This window comes from Streptomyces sp. NPDC058457, from assembly GCF_042720695.1.
Lineage (GTDB): Bacteria > Actinomycetota > Actinomycetes > Streptomycetales > Streptomycetaceae > Streptomyces.
This window is the reverse complement of sequence record NZ_JBHXLU010000122.1, coordinates 1-15,620: the sequence shown is the minus strand read 5'-3', so window position 1 is coordinate 15,620 and position 15,620 is coordinate 1. Positions and strand designations below refer to the sequence as shown.

Here is a 15,620-nt window from a genome sequence, read left to right as displayed (position 1 = left end):
ACCCGCTGGACGACGCCCCGATGACAAACCCACACCCCACAGCAGCAGACGACGCACTACCACCCCACGGACTGCCCGCGGCCGCCGACGGTGTGCAGCCCCCACAGGGGCCACCCGCACCCGACACTGATAGCCGCACGGGTGGTGCGGGTGGGAACCCCAACCCGGCCGGAGGCCGGGTACCCACCACGCACCCGCACCCGACCACGCACCCGACCACCCACGGCCTCCACGCCCACCTCGTCGTCACCCGCCCCACCTTCCACCTGGACATCACCCTCACCGCCGCCCCCGGCGAGGTCGTCGCCCTCCTCGGCCCCAACGGCGCCGGAAAGACCACCGCCCTCCGCGCCCTCGCCGGCCTCACCCCCCTCACCACCGGCCACCTCCGCCTCGACGGCACGGAGTTGGACCGCACACCCCCCGAATCCCGCCCCGTGGGCGTCGTCTTCCAGGACTACCTCCTCTTCCCCCACCTCACGGCCCTCGACAACGTCGCCTTCGGCCCCCGCTGCCACGGCGCGACGAAGGCCGAGGCCCGCACCCAGGCGGCCGCCTGGCTCGACCGCATGGGCCTCACCGAACACGCCGGCGTCAAACCCCGCCGTCTCTCCGGCGGCCAGGCCCAGCGCGTCGCCCTGGCCCGCGCCCTGGCCACCAGCCCCCGGCTGCTGCTCCTGGACGAACCGCTCGCCGCCCTCGACGCCCGCACCCGCCTGGACGTACGTTCCCAACTCCGCCGCCACCTGGCCGAGTTCGAGGCGGTCGCGGTCCTGGTCACGCACGACCCGCTGGACGCCATGGTGCTGGCCGACCGCCTGATCGTCATCGAAGACGGCAAGGTCGTCCAGGAGGGCACCCCCGCCGACATCGCCCGCCACCCCCGCACCGACTACATCGCCCACCTCGTCGGCCTCAACCTCTACCGGGGCCGGGCCGAGGGCCACACGGTCGAGCTGGCCGCGGGCCCCGCGATCACCACCACCGAGGACCTCGCCGGTGACGTCTTCGTCGCGTTCCCGCCGAGCGCCGTCACCCTCTTCCGGGACCGCCCCACGGGTGCCAGCGCCCGTAACCTCTGGCGCTGCGAGGTCGCCGGCCTGGAGACCCACGGCGACCAGATCCGCGCCGACCTGACAGGCGAGCTCGCCCTCGCCGCCGACCTCACCACGGTCGCCGCCGCCGAGCTGGACCTGCACCCGGGCGCCCCGGTCTGGGCGACGGTGAAGGCGGCCCAGACGCACGCGTACCCGGCGTAGCGAGCACCACACGGCAGAGGCCCCGCCGAAGCGGGGCCTCTGCCGACAAAGCCGAACCCTGTGCGTCAGTCCTCGTACGCGTCCAACGGCGGGCACGAGCACACCAGGTTCCGGTCACCGAAGGCCTGGTCGATCCGGCGGACCGGCGGCCAGTACTTGTCGGCGGCGGACACCCCGGCGGGGAAGACGGCCTCCTCCCGCCCGTACGCGTGCTTCCACTCGCCGCCCAGCGCACCGGCGGTGTGCGGAGCACCACGCAGCGGGTTGTCGTCGGCCGGCCACTCCCCCGCCCCGACCTTGTCGATCTCCGCACGGATGGCGATCATCGCCTCGCAGAACCGGTCCAGCTCGCCGAGGTCCTCGGACTCGGTCGGCTCGATCATCAGCGTGCCGGCCACCGGGAAGGACATCGTCGGCGCGTGGAAGCCGTAGTCGATGAGCCGCTTGGCGACGTCGTCGACGCTCACTCCGGTCGCCTTGGTCAGCGGCCGCAGGTCGATGATGCACTCGTGCGCGACGAGCCCGCCGGGCCCGGTGTAGAGCACGGGGAAGTGCGGCTCCAGCCGCTTGGCGACGTAGTTGGCGCTGAGCACGGCCACCTGGGTGGCCCGCTTCAGTCCCTCGCCGCCCATCAGCCGGACGTACGCCCACGAGATCGGCAGGATCCCCGCCGAGCCCCACGGCGCGGCCGAGATCGGCCCGACGCCCGTCTCCGGCCCGGCGGCGGGCTGCAGCGGGTGGTTCGGCAGGTACGGCGCGAGGTGCGCGCGCACCGCCACGGGACCGACACCGGGACCGCCGCCGCCATGCGGGATGCAGAAGGTCTTGTGCAGGTTGAGGTGCGAGACGTCCCCGCCGAAGTGACCCGGCTTGGCGACCCCGACCAGGGCGTTGAGGTTGGCCCCGTCGACGTACACCTGGCCGCCGGCCTCGTGCACCTGCGCGCAGATGTCGGCGACGTGCTCCTCGAACACACCGTGCGTGGACGGGTAGGTGATCATCAGCACGGCGAGCTCGTCGCGGTGCTGCTCGATCTTCGCCCGCAGGTCCGCGACGTCGATCTCGCCGTCCTCGGCGGTCTTCACGACGACGACCTTCATGCCCGCCATCACGGCACTCGCGGCATTGGTCCCATGGGCCGACGACGGAATCAGGCACACGGTCCGCTGCGCGTCACCGTTGGCGCGGTGGTACGCGCGAACGGCGAGCAGCCCGGCCAGCTCGCCCTGCGATCCGGCGTTGGGCTGCAGCGACACCTTGTCGTACCCGGTGACCTCGGCGAGCCGCTCCTCCAGCTCGCGGATGAGGGTCAGGTAGCCCTGTGCCTGCTCGGCGGGCGCGAACGGGTGCAGCTGGCCGAACTCGGGCCAGGTGACCGGTTCCATCTCGGTGGTCGCGTTGAGCTTCATGGTGCAGGAGCCCAGCGGGATCATGCCGCGGTCCAGCGCGTAGTCCCGGTCCGCGAGCCGGCGCAGATAGCGCAGCATCGCGGTCTCGGAGCGGTACTGCTGGAAGACGGGGTGGGTCAGGTAGCCGTCGGCGCGCAGCAGCGCCTCGGGCAGCGTGTCCTCGGCGACGGCGTCCAGCGCCTCGACGTCGCCCTCGACGCCGAAGGCCGACCAGACGGCGCCCAGCTGGGCGCGGGTGGTGGTCTCGTCGCAGGCCATGGAGACGTGGTCGGCGTCGACGAGCCGCAGGTTGACGCCGCCCTGGCGGGCGGCGGCGACGATCTCGGCGGCCTTGCCGGGCACGTGGGCGGTCAGGGTGTCGAAGTAGGCGCCGTGGACGATCCCGACACCGCCGGCCTTGAGCCCCGCGGCGAGGATCGTGGCGTACCGGTGCGTCCGCTGGGCGATGGCCTTGAGCCCCTCGGGCCCGTGGTAGACGGCGTACATGCCGGCCATCACGGCGAGCAGCACCTGCGCGGTGCAGATGTTGCTGGTGGCCTTCTCACGCCGGATGTGCTGCTCGCGGGTCTGCAGCGCCAGCCGGTACGCCCTGTTCCCGTCGGCGTCCACGGAGACGCCCACGAGCCGGCCGGGCAGGCTGCGCGCGAACTTCTCGCGGACCGCCATGTAACCGGCGTGCGGCCCGCCGAAGCCCATCGGCACGCCGAACCGCTGGGTGGTGCCGACGGCGATGTCGGCCCCGAGCTCGCCCGGCGAGGTCAGCAGGGTCAGCGCGAGCAGGTCGGCGGCGACGGTGACGAGCGCGCCGGCTTCGTGGGCCTGCTCGATGACGCCCTTGATGTCCCGTACGGCACCGGAGGCGCCGGGGTACTGGACGAGCACGCCGTTGATCTCACGGGCGGCGAGGTCCGCCGGAATGCCGTCGGCGAGGTCGGCGACCACGACCTCCACGCCCGTCGGCTCGGCGCGGGTCTGGATCACGGCGATGGTCTGCGGCAGCGCGTCCGCGTCGACGACGAAGACGCCCTTCTTGTTCTTGCCCATGCGCAGCGACAGGGCCACGGCCTCGGCGGCGGCCGTGCCCTCGTCGAGCAGCGAGGCACCGGAGGTGGGCAGCCCGGTGAGGTCGGCGACCACGGTCTGGAAGTTCAGCAGCGCTTCCAGCCGGCCCTGGGAGATCTCCGGCTGGTAGGGCGTGTAGGCCGTGTACCAGGCCGGATTCTCCATCACGTTGCGCAGGATGACGGGCGGCGTGAAGGTCCCGTAGTACCCCAGCCCGATCATCGAGTCGAGCACCTGGTTCCGGTCGGCCAGCGACCGCAGCTCGGCCAGCACCTCGGCCTCGGTCCGGGCGCCCGGCAGCTCCAGGCGGTCGGCGTTCTTGATCACGTCCGGCACGGCGGCGGCGGTCAGCTCGTCGAGCGAGCCGTACCCGACCTGGGCGAGCATCTTGGCCCGAGCCTCGTGATCGGGCCCGATATGGCGCTGCTCGAAGGGGATACCCTGCTCAAGCTCTGAGAGCGGAATACGCTGGGCGGTCATTGCGGAGGCCTCCTGGTCTGACGCGACCTTCGAGGGGTACCCCGGCGCGGGTACCCCGACGGCCTCCCCCTCTGTCATCTCAACCTGAGAGCTTCACCGGTGCCGCCCCTGCGGTCTCCCGGCTTTCACCGTCGGTGAGGGCGGACACCTTCGACGTCCGCCCTGCTTTCCAGAGTGACCTCGTCCGTGCGGTACGTGGGCCTGAGAGATTCCGGGGAGGATTTGCTCCTTCGGCGCCTCCGGTTGCCCGGAGGACTCTCCCGCACGGGGTCAGCAGCCGCCTGCCAGCCTACCAGCGAGGGCAACGCCAGGGTCTTCGAGTGGCCGCCTCCTTCAATGTGCTCTTTTGTAGTGCTTACGGATGAGTTGCGACCAAGTGGAGGGCCCGTGCAGACCGACATCGATCCGCGCAACCTGATCGGCCGCAAGGCGTTCGACCGCAACGGCACGAAGATCGGCACGATCGACGAGGTGTACCTCGACGATGCGACGGGCGTGCCGGAGTGGGCGGCCATACGCACCGGCCTGTTCTCCCGGGACGCCTTCGTGCCCCTGGAGCCCAGCAAACTGGTCGAGGGCACCCTGCACGTCCCCTTCGACCGGTCCCTGATCAAGGACGCCCCCGACTTCGGCGTGGGCCGCCATCTCTCCCCCGAACAGGAACTCCAGCTCTACCACCACTACGGCCTGGACACGACTCCCCCGCCCCACGACCACCCGGACCACGACTTCGGCAAGCTGGCGGGAACGGAGGACGCGGGCGCGTGAGGCCGACGGCGGCCGCGGGCCGGTGGGGGTTGCTCGCGCAGTTCCTCCCCCAGCCTTCGGCCGGGGGTACCCCCAGCGCCCCTTACGGGGCGCTGCCCAGCCGCCCGTCCCAGCTACCCAGCTGCGGGCAGTCGTGCCTCCCCCAGCGCCTTAAGGGCCTGGGAGGTGCCCCCAGGGCGGCACGGGTGGGCGCTGGGGGTCCCCCCGGCCGAAGGCTGGGGGAGGCACCCGGCCAGCGCCGGTGAGCGTGCCCCCCCCCGCCCAGCCCCCACCCATGGTCACGCACGCACCCCGTCCGCCGAAACCCCGGGCACCAAGGGCAACGGCTCCGCAGGCTCCAGCTCAGGGTCCTCAACCCGAAACGTCCGCACTCTCCCCGGTCCCACCGTCCCCGGCGTCTCGAACCGCACTGTCACCCGCCCCAGCCCACTCCCCTGCACCCATCCGTGCCCGTACTCGGCATGCCGCACATCGTGCCCCGCGGGCCACCGCCGCTCGGCAACCACCTGCTCCTCGGCGACCGGCTCCGCCACGTCCTCCTCCGCCGCAAAGTCCACCGCCCCCTCCCCAGCGGCCGCCGCCTGCGCGAACAGATCCTCCTGCGTGTAGTCGGCCAGCCCGGACACCCCCACGCCCAGCAACCGCACACCCCCCGTCGTGTCCACCGAGTCCAGCAGCCGCGCGGCCGCCTCCCGCACCACCGCCGGGTCGTCGGTCGGCCCCCGCAACGTCTCCGACCGGGTGAGCGTCGAGAAGTCGTACCGCCGTACCTTCAGCACGATGGTCCGCCCCGACAGCCCGGCCCCGCGCAGCCGCCGCACGCACCGGTCGGCCAGCCGCTGTACCTCGAGACCCACCCGCAGCCGGTCGTGGATGTCCACGTCATAGGTGTCCTCGACCGACACCGACTTGGTCTCCCGCTCGGCCACCACGGGCCGCTCGTCGTGCGCGAGCGCCATCGCGTACAGGGCGTGCCCGTGGGCCTTGCCGAGCAGCCGGACGAGTTCGTCCTCCCCGGCCTCGGCGATCTCGTCGACCGTGGTGATCCCGGCCCGCCGCAGATGGTCCCCGGTCGCCGGCCCCACCCCCGGCAGGGTCCGCACCGGCATCGGCCCCAGCATCGCCCGCTCCGTGCCCGGCTCGATCAGCACCAGCCCGTCGGGCTTGGCCTGCTCGGAGGCGATCTTCGCGAGCATCTTGGAGGCGGCGAGCCCGACGGACCCGGAGAGCCCCGTGACGGCCCGTATGTCCGCGCGCAGCCTCTCGCCCACCAGCCGCGCCGCCCCGGCGTCCCAGGCCACCTCACCGGCCTCCAGATCCACGAACGCCTCGTCCAGGCTGAGCGGCTCCACCAGCGGCGACAGCCCGCGCAGCAGCCCCATCACCTGCTCGCTGATCGACCGGTAGAGCCCGAAGCGCGGCACCAGATACGCGGCGTTCGGTGCCAGCCGCCGTGCCTGCCCCATCGGCATCGCGGAGTGCACCCCGAACACCCGGGCCTCGTACGACGCGGTGGCCACCACACCGCGTGGTCCGAGCCCGCCCACGACCACGGCCTTCCCGCGCAGGCTCGGCTTGGACGCCTGCTCCACCGAGGCGAAGAAGGCATCCATGTCGAGATGCAGGATCGTGGGCGCGTTTCTCACATCTCCGATGCTGCACCACGCCACTGACAATGCCCCGGCACGAACCGTGCCGGGGCGTCAGAGGAAGTCCGAGGGCCTTCGGGCCAGGCTTTCAGACCGCCCGGTTGCGCCGCCGGGCCAGTTCGTCGGCGGGGTTGTGGCCGACGAGCGTCTCGCCGGTGTCGACGCGCTCGCCGTGCAGCTGGGAGAGCGCGCTCTCCACGTCCCGCCACACCACGCCGACCGCGATCCCGAAGATGCCCTGACCGCCCTGGAGCAGGGCGTGGACCTCGTCGGGCGAGGTGCACTCGTAGACCGTGGCGCCGTCGCTCATCAGGGTCATGCGCTCCAGGTCGCGGAAACCGCGTTCCCTGAGGTGCTGGACCGCGGTGCGGATGTTCTGGAGGGAGACCCCGGTGTCCAGGAACCGCTTGACGATCTTCAGGACGACGACGTCCCGGAAGCTGTACAGACGCTGGGTGCCCGACCCGTAGGCGGGCCGCACGCTGGGCTCGACCAGGCCGGTGCGGGCCCAGTAGTCGAGCTGCCGGTAGGTGATGCCGGCCGCCGCACAGGCCGTGGGCCCGCGGTAGCCGATCTCCTCGGTCGCCATGGACGCCGCCCCTCCGCCGCTCGGCACTGCGGTCGGCCGCTGCGGGGCGTGACCGGCAGTGCTGCTGTGAAGCGGGTACGGAAGACTCTCCCCGAAACCGCGTTCCGGGGCACCCCCAGCCGTACCGTCGCCGCTGCTTCTCACGCCGACCTCCGTCCTTGACCTGCCTTCTCGACGGTAGGCAGTCACCAGGGGTGCGTCAACGATCGCCACACTCGGCACGCCGAGTGATAATCACCCTAGGAGTGGTTTCCCGTGCTCCACCGCGGGGAAAGGCTAGCCGAATGCTCTGGCGGCAAGCCGTAGGACGCTCTCAATGGCCGCTGGCAATTGCCCATGAGTTTCGGCTGTGACCAGCCGCGAACCGGCCCGCCCCCGACCTTCCGGTGGGTGACGGGCCGCTCGGGTCTCTCACTGGCTGCTGGTGCCGAAGTCCTCGGGCGAGATCTGGTCGAGGAACTCGCGGAACTTCTCCACCTCGTCCTCCTGCTCGTCCGGGATCGCGATGCCCGCGTCGTCCAGCACCGTGTCACTGCCGTAGATCGGCGTTCCGGTGCGCAGCGCCAGCGCTATGGCGTCGGACGGACGGGCGCTCACCTCGACCCCGCTGGCGAAGACCAGCTCTGCATAGAAGACGCCTTCACGCAGGTCCGTGATGCGCACTTCGGTGAGCTCCTGGCCGACGGCCTCCAGCACGTCCTTGAACAGGTCGTGAGTCAGCGGCCTGGCAGGCGCCATGCCCTGCTGGGCGAACGCGATCGCCGTCGCCTCCCCCGGCCCGATCCAGATGGGGAGGTAACGGTCGCCTCCCACCTCGCGCAGGAGCACGATCGGTTGGTTGGAGGGCATTTCCACCCGGACACCTACGACATCGAGCTCGTTCACACAGCAACCCTAGGCCGTGCCCGGGACGTTTGGGTAGTCGGGCCGGGAACGCGCGCCCGATCCGGCCGCCGCCCGGGTCCTGTCGTGGTACTCACGGCAGCCGCACCCCGAGCGCGGTCTGCACCAGTGCGGCGTGCAGCTTCACCGTGAGCGCCGCCAGCTCCTTCGTACGGGCCTCGGCATGGGCCCTGGTCTGCGGGTTGCGGTGGCGCTTGAGCGGGGCCACCACCTGGTCCACCAGGCCGGCCTCGCGGTCGGCGGCGGCCTTCATCACCCGAAGATGACGCGGCTCGATCCCGAACCGGCCCAGCTCGGCCACGAGCGAGGCCACGGTGACCGTCTCGGCGTCGTACACGCCGCTCTCCAGGGGAGCGATCAGTCCGTACGACTCCCACTCCGTGAGGCAGTTCTCGTCGATGTCGGCGGCCGCCAGCAGCTCGTCCCGGCCGATCCGGGCCACCGTGGGCACCTCGGAAACCGTCGGCACCGCCTCACCGTCGCGCTGCCGCCCCAGCACCGGCAACTGCACCGCCTCGCCGCGCTCCATGGCTTCCAGGTACTCCCGGATGACCTTGAGCGGCAGATAGTGGTCCCGCTGCATCCGCAGCACGTGTCCCAGACGCTCCACGTCCCCGGCGCTGAACTTCCGGTACCCGGAAGGGGTCCGGCGCGGCTCGATCAGCCCCTCCGACTCCAGGAAACGGATCTTGGAGATGGTGACTTCGGGGAACTCGTCGCGCAGCACGTTCAGCACCGTGCCGATGCTCATCAGCCCGGGTTCCGTGGCGGCGGTGCCGTGACTGGTACCGCCGCTCGGTGTGTGCAGCATGGACCTTCTTCCCTGGGGTCCCCCGGACAAGGTCCGGCGGGGTCAGATGCCGTGTCGGCTCGCGTAGAAGACCAGCCGGTACTTGCCGATCTGGACCTCGTCACCGTTCGACAGGGCGACCTGGTCGATGCGCTCCCGGTTGACGTACGTACCGTTGAGGCTGCCGACGTCGGCCACCGTGAACGAGCCGTCCGGCTGGCGGCGGAACTCCACGTGCCGACGCGAGACCGTCACGTCGTCCAGGAAGATGTCGCTCTGCGGGTGACGGCCGGCCGTGGTCAGGTCGCTGTCCAGCAGGAAACGGCTGCCCGAATTGGGGCCACGGCGCACGACCAGCAGCGCGGAACCGAGCGGCAGCGCGTCGACCGCCGCCTGCGCCTCGGGCGAGAGCGACGGCATCTGGGTCTGGCCGGTGACCTCGGCGTCGTAGGCCTCAAGACCGGAGATCGAGATCGTGGACGTCGTCTCCGACGCACGCTCGGGGACGGCGCCCGCGCGCAGCGGGGCTCCGCAGTTGGAACAGAAGCGGGCGTTCTCCGCGTTGCGGTTACCGCACCTCGTACAAACCAGGGCCGACATGGACGGATCCTCCTGCCGCGGCTGCCCCGCCGGGGCGTTGGACGCGTACGGGCCGGAGGCAAACCCTCCACCCGCACCTGAGGTTGACGGTTGCCCGAAACCTATGCCGCCGGACTGGGACGGGTCAACTGACGGCGCGCCCTGACCTCCCGAAATGTCACCCCCTGGACCAGCCACCTGGTCCCGGAACAGCGGGCGCTGGCCCTCCGCGTCGGGCTGTGCCCGATGGCGAGCGGTCGCGTTGTCGCTACCCTCTCGCGCGCTCTTGCCGAACAACTTCGCAAACAACTTCACGGGCGATTCCCCTTGACCGAAACAGACCCGCCCGTGGGGCAGGACGAACCCTGACTGAATAAACCGGCCGACCCGGACAACCACACAACGTCCGTATCCACCAGACAGTTTCCACCACGCTCCGGTTCCCCGGTGCGCCGACCCCCCGCATCCTCATGCCCCCGCCCGACGTCCCCCATGCACCGCCGGTTCACTGTGAGGACGACCGAGCGTAGTCAGGCTGCTTCGCCGGTCGCAAGGCATCCACGACGATCTTGGTGGACCGCTCGACCGTCACAGTCGCCTGTTCCTTCTCGAGAGTCTGCACCACGCCTCCGGGGATGTTGAGAGCCGGTTCGAGGTCCTGCGGCTTGCCGATCACCCTGAAAACGTAGGGCTGGGTGATCTTGTTCCCGTCGACGCTCACGCTCTTCCCGGAGTCGGTGAGGTACGTGCCGGCGATCACCCGTACCCCGTTGACCTGGATCGCCTCCGCACCGGCCGCGCGCAGCTCCTGGATCGCGTCGAGCAGCATGTCCGCCTGCACCGTCCCCTTCGGGTCGTCGACCGTCATCGTGATGCCAGGACCCTGCGCCGCCACGGTGCCCGCCAGAATGCCGAGTTGCCGCTCCTTCTCAGCCGTCTGTCTGCGGGCCTCCGCCGCCTGGTCGGAGCTGCTCTGCAACTCCTCGCGCTGCTTCTCAAGTCCTGTCTTCTCGTCCTCAAGACGCTGAGTACGGTCATCCAGTTCATCCAGGATGCGGACAAGATCTTCCTGGCGGGCCCCGCGCAGTGCGCTGTCGCTGTCGCTGTTCGACGCCACCTGCACGGCGAGCCCGAATCCGAGCCCGAACAGCAGCACGGCAACGATCAGTTGGGCCCTGCTCACGTGGGGTGGCCACAGCCCCTGGACCAGCCGCCGGCGACCGGTCAGCCCGGCCTCCGGCTTCGGTCCGGCGGCGGACTCGGCCTCCGGCGCCGCGGCGGGCACCTCGGCCGGGAGTTCTCTGCGCAGCCGGTGCTCGGGCCGCTTCTCGTGCTCGCTCATGTCACTCACGCCCGGAACACGTGCCGCCGGATCGCCGCGGCGTTGGAGAAGATACGGATACCGAGGACCACCACGACACCCGTGGACAGCTGCGAGCCCACACCCAACTTGTCGCCGAGGAAGACGATCAACGCGGCCACCACCACGTTCGACAGGAACGACACCACGAAGACCTTGTCGTCGAAGATCCCGTCCAGCATGGCCCGCAGACCGCCGAAGACGGCGTCGAGCGCCGCGACGACGGCGATCGGCAGATACGGCTCGACGACCGCCGGAACCTCAGGCCGGACCAACAGTCCGGCCACGACGCCCACGACGAGGCCAAGTACGGCGATCACGATGTGCCCTTCTCAGTCTTCTCGGTGTACGGCTGTGCTGTACGTACGATCACGCTCGGCGCGGCGGGCAACCGGACGTCACTCTCCGTGGAGATGGTCGCCCGGATGTCGAAGTTCTCCTCCAGTGCATGCAGGTACAGCCCGTCGGGGCTGTCCTGGAACCTGGAGCCGAGCTTCTCCCCGTCCCCCACCGCCAGCACCGTGTACGGCGGCACCAGTGGCCTGTTGTCGACCAGTATCGCGTCCCCCGCGGCCCTGATCGCGGACAGAGCGGTCAGCCGCTGCCCGTTGATGGAGATCGCCTCGGCGCCCGAGGCCCACAGCCCGTTCACGACGCGCTGCATGTCATGGTCGCGCACCCGGCCGGTGTCGGAGAACCCCGAGGTCTCCCGGGGATTGCCGGCGTCACCGCCGGAGGAGGCCTCCTTGGCGTCGTTCACCACCAGTTTCACGCCGGGGCCGTGCACCGCAGTGGCGCCCGACAGGACGTCCGCCAGGTCCGACTGCCCGCTGCCGCCGCTCTCCTTCAGTGCGGCGCGCTGGCGGGCGCTGACGTCGTCCCGCAGCTTGTCGACATTGGTCTCCAGCTTGTCCGCGGCCGCCGTCTCCCGGTCGATACGGTCGATGAGCTCCTGGCGCTCCTTCGCCACGACGGGCGCCGTCACGCGCGCCTGCGCCGCTCCCACGGTCACCACGAGCGCCGCGAGCACCAGACCACCGGCGAGGCCCAGCCTGGCCCGGAGGGTCTTCGGCATGCCGCCGTCCTCCCCCTTGGCCCGCTTCCGTGCGGCCGCCTCGGCGTACCCGTCGTCGAGGCTGTGGTCCATGACGTTGGTGATCAACGACATGGAGGCGTCCGGGCGCGACGGCCGGGCGGCGCTGCTCCGAACGGGGGGTTGCTGCGGCATGCCGCACATCGTCGCACGTTGCGACCAGTACCTCCGAACGGCCCCACCGGCGTGCCGGACCGGCCCCCGTGGGGACACGTGTCCGGCACGCACGCGTGCAGCGGATTTACCGTCCGGCGCTGTCCACGGTCGCCGACCACTCGTCCAACAGGGCCTGCGCGGAGGCGTCGTCGGGCCCCTCCGCCCACAGATGGGTGACCGCCTCGGCCGGGTCGGGCAGCACCATCACCCAGCGCCCGTCGGTCTCGACGACCCGTACGCCGTCCGTGGTGTCGACAAAGCGATCCCCGGCTGCCTCGACGACACGCCGCATGACCAGTCCCTTGACAGCCCACGGCGTCGCCAGGTCCCGCTTGAGGACATGCGCCTTCGGGATCCGGGCATCGATCTGGCTCAGCGTGAGCTGCGTCCGCGCCACCAGACCGATCAGGCGTACGAAGGCAGCCGTACCGTCGTAGACGCTGCTGAACTCCGGAACGATGAACCCGCCCTTGCCGTCACCGCCGAAGATGGTGCCTTCCTCGCGCCCCACACGTGTGAGGTCGTCGGGGGAGGTGGTCGTCCACTCGACCTGGGTGCCGTGGTACGCCGCCACCTGCTCGGCGATCCGGGTCGTGGTGACCGGAAGCGCCACCCGCCCGCTGCGCCGCTCGGCGGCGACCAGGTCGAGCATGACCAGCAGCGCCCGGTCGTCCTCGATGATGCGGCCCTTCTCGTCCACCAGGGACAGCCGCTCACCGACCGGGTCGAACCGCACGCCGAACGCGGCCCTCGAGGACGCCACGATCTCGCCGAGGCGCACCAGCCCCGCCCGCCGCTGGTCGGCCGTCTCCGTGGGCCTGGCCTCGTTCAGTCCGGGATTGATGGTCAACGAGTCCACACCGAGCTTGCCGAGCAGGCTGGGCAGCACCAGCCCGGCGCTGCCGTTCGAGGCGTCCACGACGACCTTCAGACCCGCTTCGGCGATCCCGGTCGTGTCGACGTTCCGCAGCAGCGACCCGGTGTACGAGTCGAAGACGCTGGCCGGGAAGTACAGGTCGCCGATCTCACCGGGGAACGCACGCCGGTACTCCTGCCGCGCGAAGATCCGGTCCAGCTTGCGCTGGCTGGCCTGGGAGAGGTCGGCGCCCTGTCCGTCGAAGAACATGATGTCGACGGAGTCGGGCACACCGGGCGAGGTCCGGATCATGATCCCGCCGGCGCTGCCCCGCCCGGTCTGCTGCCGCGCCACGGGCAACGGCACGTTCTCCAGGTCGCGTACGTCGATGGCACTGGCCTGGAGCGCGGAGATCACTGCCCGCTTGAGCGCACGGGCACCGCGGGAGTGGTCACGGGCCGTCGTGACGGTGGACCCCTTCTTCAGGGTGGTGGCATACGCGCCGGCCAGCCGCACGGCCAGTTCCGGCGTGATCTCGACGTTCAGGATCCCCGACACACCACGGGCGCCGAACAGATGAGCCTGGCCCCGGGACTCCCAGATCACCGACGTGTTGACGAAGGCGCCGGCCTCGATGGTCTTGAAGGGATAGACCCGGACATTGCCCTGAACGATCGATTCTTCACCGATCAGGCACTCATCACCGATGACCGCCCCGTCCTCGATCCGCGCGGCCCGCATGATGTCGGTGTTCTTCCCGACGACACAGCCCCGCAGATTGCTGTGCTGCCCGACGTACACGTTGTCGTGGACGACGGCCCGGTGCAGGAAAGCGCCGCTCTTCACGACGACATTGGAGCCGACGACGGTGTGCTCCCGGATTTCCGCGCCGGCCTCGACCTTGGCGTAGTCGCCGATGTACAACGGGCCCCGCAGATCGGCGTCCGCATGCACCTCGGCGCCCTCGGCGACCCATACACCGGGGGATATCTCGAAGCCGTCGATGTCGACGTCGACCTTGCCCTCCAGGACGTCGGCCTGCGCCTTCACGTACGACTCGTGGGTACCGACGTCCTCCCAGTAGCCCTCGGCGATGTAGCCGTAGATCGGCTTGCCTTCCTTCATCAGTTGCGGGAAGACGTCGCCGGACCAGTCGACGGGAACATCGGCCTCGACGTAGTCGAATACCTCGGGCTCCATGACGTAGATGCCCGTGTTCACCGTGTCGGAGAAGACCTGGCCCCAGGTCGGCTTCTCCAGGAAGCGCTCGACCTTGCCCTCTTCGTCGACGATGGTGATGCCGAATTCCAGCGGATTGGGCACACGCGTCAGGCAGACCGTGACGAGCGCGCCCTTTGCCTTGTGGAAGTTGATCAGCTCGGTGAGGTCGAAGTCGGTGAGCGCATCGCCGGATATGACGAGGAAAGCATCGTCCTTCAACGCCTCTTCGGCGTTCTTGACGCTTCCGGCGGTACCGAGTGGCTTCTCCTCGTTGGCATAGGTGAGCTCCATGCCGAGCTCCTCGCCGTCCCCGAAGTAGTTCTTGACCAGCGATGCCAGGAACTGCACAGTGACGACGGTCTCGGTGAGCCCATGCCTTTTGAGCAGCCGTAGCACATGCTCCATGATCGGTCGGTTGACGACCGGAAGGAGTGGCTTGGGCATGCTGGAGGTCATGGGGCGAAGGCGTGTGCCTTCACCACCGGCCATCACGACGGCCTTCATGTCGGAAGCGTCCTCCTCTAAGAGATGACGGTCTAGCCGACTTCACCCGTCCAGATTGTCCCGCACTTTTCCGCCGCGGGCCATCGAGAGCATTCGAGGGGCCACTACGTCCGGACAATCGCCGAGCTCAATCGGCTGTGGCGTCCGCACGAACCAGGCGACGGACCTGCACCACGTAGAGCACTCCTGCCCACCAGTACAGGGTTGTACCCCACCCTGCGAACGCCCATCCGAAAATAGCAGCGAGTGACGAGATCCAACCGCTTCCGTCACTGAGCAGGAGGAGCGGGAACGCGTACATCAGATTGAACGTCGCGGCCTTCCCAAGGAAGTTCACCTGCGGCGGCGGATAGCCGTGCCGGCGGAGGATCCCCACCATCACCAGCAGAACCAGTTCACGCAGAAGTAGTACGGACGTCAACCAGAGCGGCAGGATCTCCCGCCAGGTGAGTCCGACCAGCGTCGACAGCACGTAGAGCCGGTCCGCGGCGGGGTCCAGTAGCCGGCCGAGGCTGCTGATCTGGTTCCAGCGCCGGGCGAGCTTGCCGTCCAGGTAGTCGCTGACGCCGCTGAAGAGGAGTACCAACAGGGCCCAGCCGTCGCTCTTGGGCCCGCCGAACTCGGGCCTGAGGATCAACCACAGGAAGACGGGCACGCCGACGAGACGCGCCATGCTGAGGATGTTCGGGATGGTGAGGACACGGTCCGTTTGGACACGCGTCTCCTGGACCTCCACCCGGGAGCCTCCTGTGGTGGGAAACGAGCCAACTTTTCCCCCTGACCCTACCTCAACGCAAAAAAGCTCTGGCCCCTGGGCTTGTGCCCAAGAGCCAGAGCTCTAAAAGGAGTTCGGCGGTGTCCTACTCTCCCACAGGGTCCCCCCTGCAGTACCATCGGCGCTGTAAGGCTTAGCTTCCGGGTTCGGAATGTAACCGGGCGTTT

At 69.8% G+C, this 15,620-nt stretch carries 13 protein-coding genes, 1 rRNA gene and 1 riboswitch; of the genes, 2 read left to right on the top strand and 12 right to left on the bottom strand.

Annotation, left to right across the window (positions count from 1 at the left end; all coding sequences use genetic code 11):
• Positions 1-20: 20 nt before the first annotated feature.
• The gene (locus ACFWPS_RS49010) at positions 21-1,259 is read left to right on the top strand and encodes an ABC transporter ATP-binding protein (RefSeq protein WP_383719561.1); all 1,239 of its coding nucleotides are present in this window, start codon (positions 21-23) and stop codon (positions 1,257-1,259) included.
• Positions 1,260-1,324: 65 nt separating this feature from the next.
• On the opposite strand, the gene gcvP is transcribed toward ACFWPS_RS49010, so the two are convergent.
• A complete protein-coding gene (gcvP, locus tag ACFWPS_RS49005; RefSeq protein ID WP_383719558.1) occupies positions 1,325-4,210 on the bottom strand; it encodes an aminomethyl-transferring glycine dehydrogenase in 2,886 nt (961 codons plus the stop codon).
• A gap of 179 nt (positions 4,211-4,389) precedes the next feature.
• Positions 4,390-4,483, bottom strand: a riboswitch (glycine riboswitch).
• A gap of 114 nt (positions 4,484-4,597) precedes the next feature.
• On the opposite strand from gcvP, the gene ACFWPS_RS49000 reads away from it, so the two are divergent.
• Complete coding sequence (locus tag ACFWPS_RS49000) at positions 4,598-4,978, top strand: PRC-barrel domain-containing protein (protein WP_383719555.1); 381 nt, start codon at positions 4,598-4,600, stop codon at positions 4,976-4,978.
• Positions 4,979-5,256: 278 nt separating this feature from the next.
• Here ACFWPS_RS49000 and ACFWPS_RS48995 read toward each other — a convergent pair whose 3' ends face one another.
• The 11 genes from ACFWPS_RS48995 to rrf form a co-directional block, all read right to left on the bottom strand.
• Positions 5,257-6,624, bottom strand: a complete 1,368-nt coding sequence (locus ACFWPS_RS48995) for a DNA polymerase IV (RefSeq protein ID WP_383719553.1) — start codon at positions 6,622-6,624, stop codon at positions 5,257-5,259.
• 91 nt (positions 6,625-6,715) lie between these two features.
• Complete coding sequence (locus tag ACFWPS_RS48990) at positions 6,716-7,360, bottom strand: MerR family transcriptional regulator (RefSeq protein ID WP_383719550.1); 645 nt, start codon at positions 7,358-7,360, stop codon at positions 6,716-6,718.
• Positions 7,361-7,627: 267 nt separating this feature from the next.
• Complete coding sequence (locus ACFWPS_RS48985; RefSeq protein ID WP_026253112.1) at positions 7,628-8,101, bottom strand: bifunctional nuclease family protein; 474 nt, start codon at positions 8,099-8,101, stop codon at positions 7,628-7,630.
• Positions 8,102-8,192: 91 nt separating this feature from the next.
• Positions 8,193-8,930 (bottom strand): MerR family transcriptional regulator, encoded by a 738-nt coding sequence (locus ACFWPS_RS48980; RefSeq protein ID WP_383719547.1) that lies wholly within the window; start codon positions 8,928-8,930, stop codon positions 8,193-8,195.
• A 42-nt stretch (positions 8,931-8,972) separates the two neighbouring features.
• On the bottom strand, positions 8,973-9,803 hold the full coding sequence (locus ACFWPS_RS48975) for an FHA domain-containing protein (protein WP_361305943.1): 831 nt from the start codon (positions 9,801-9,803) through the stop codon (positions 8,973-8,975).
• A 190-nt stretch (positions 9,804-9,993) separates the two neighbouring features.
• Positions 9,994-10,830 carry a DUF881 domain-containing protein gene (locus ACFWPS_RS48970; protein WP_383719545.1) on the bottom strand — a complete coding sequence of 279 codons (837 nt, stop codon included), beginning with the start codon at positions 10,828-10,830 and terminating at the stop codon, positions 9,994-9,996.
• A 5-nt stretch (positions 10,831-10,835) separates the two neighbouring features.
• On the bottom strand, positions 10,836-11,168 hold the full coding sequence (locus ACFWPS_RS48965; RefSeq protein ID WP_046727248.1) for a small basic family protein: 333 nt from the start codon (positions 11,166-11,168) through the stop codon (positions 10,836-10,838).
• On the bottom strand, positions 11,165-12,076 hold the full coding sequence (locus tag ACFWPS_RS48960) for a DUF881 domain-containing protein (RefSeq protein ID WP_383719542.1): 912 nt from the start codon (positions 12,074-12,076) through the stop codon (positions 11,165-11,167). Before ACFWPS_RS48960 ends, ACFWPS_RS48965 begins: the two co-directional genes overlap by 4 nt.
• A gap of 106 nt (positions 12,077-12,182) precedes the next feature.
• Positions 12,183-14,678, bottom strand: a complete 2,496-nt coding sequence (locus ACFWPS_RS48955; RefSeq protein ID WP_217554533.1) for a mannose-1-phosphate guanyltransferase — start codon at positions 14,676-14,678, stop codon at positions 12,183-12,185.
• A 127-nt stretch (positions 14,679-14,805) separates the two neighbouring features.
• Positions 14,806-15,414 carry a CDP-alcohol phosphatidyltransferase family protein gene (locus ACFWPS_RS48950; protein WP_383719539.1) on the bottom strand — a complete coding sequence of 203 codons (609 nt, stop codon included), beginning with the start codon at positions 15,412-15,414 and terminating at the stop codon, positions 14,806-14,808.
• A 111-nt stretch (positions 15,415-15,525) separates the two neighbouring features.
• Positions 15,526-15,620, bottom strand: a 5S ribosomal RNA gene (gene rrf / locus ACFWPS_RS48945); the annotation flags it as partial.

What these genes read in the sequence shown, in the direction of transcription:
- ACFWPS_RS49010 (WP_383719561.1), top strand. Translation starts at nt 21, where the DNA reads ATGACAAACCCACACCCCACAGCAGCAGACGACGCACTACCACCCCAC.
- gcvP (WP_383719558.1), bottom strand. Translation starts at nt 4,210, where the DNA reads ATGACCGCCCAGCGTATTCCGCTCTCAGAGCTTGAGCAGGGTATCCCC.
- ACFWPS_RS48980 (WP_383719547.1), bottom strand. Translation starts at nt 8,930, where the DNA reads ATGCTGCACACACCGAGCGGCGGTACCAGTCACGGCACCGCCGCCACG.
- ACFWPS_RS48970 (WP_383719545.1), bottom strand. Translation starts at nt 10,830, where the DNA reads ATGAGCGAGCACGAGAAGCGGCCCGAGCACCGGCTGCGCAGAGAACTC.
- ACFWPS_RS48960 (WP_383719542.1), bottom strand. Translation starts at nt 12,076, where the DNA reads ATGCCGCAGCAACCCCCCGTTCGGAGCAGCGCCGCCCGGCCGTCGCGC.
- ACFWPS_RS48955 (WP_217554533.1), bottom strand. Translation starts at nt 14,678, where the DNA reads ATGAAGGCCGTCGTGATGGCCGGTGGTGAAGGCACACGCCTTCGCCCC.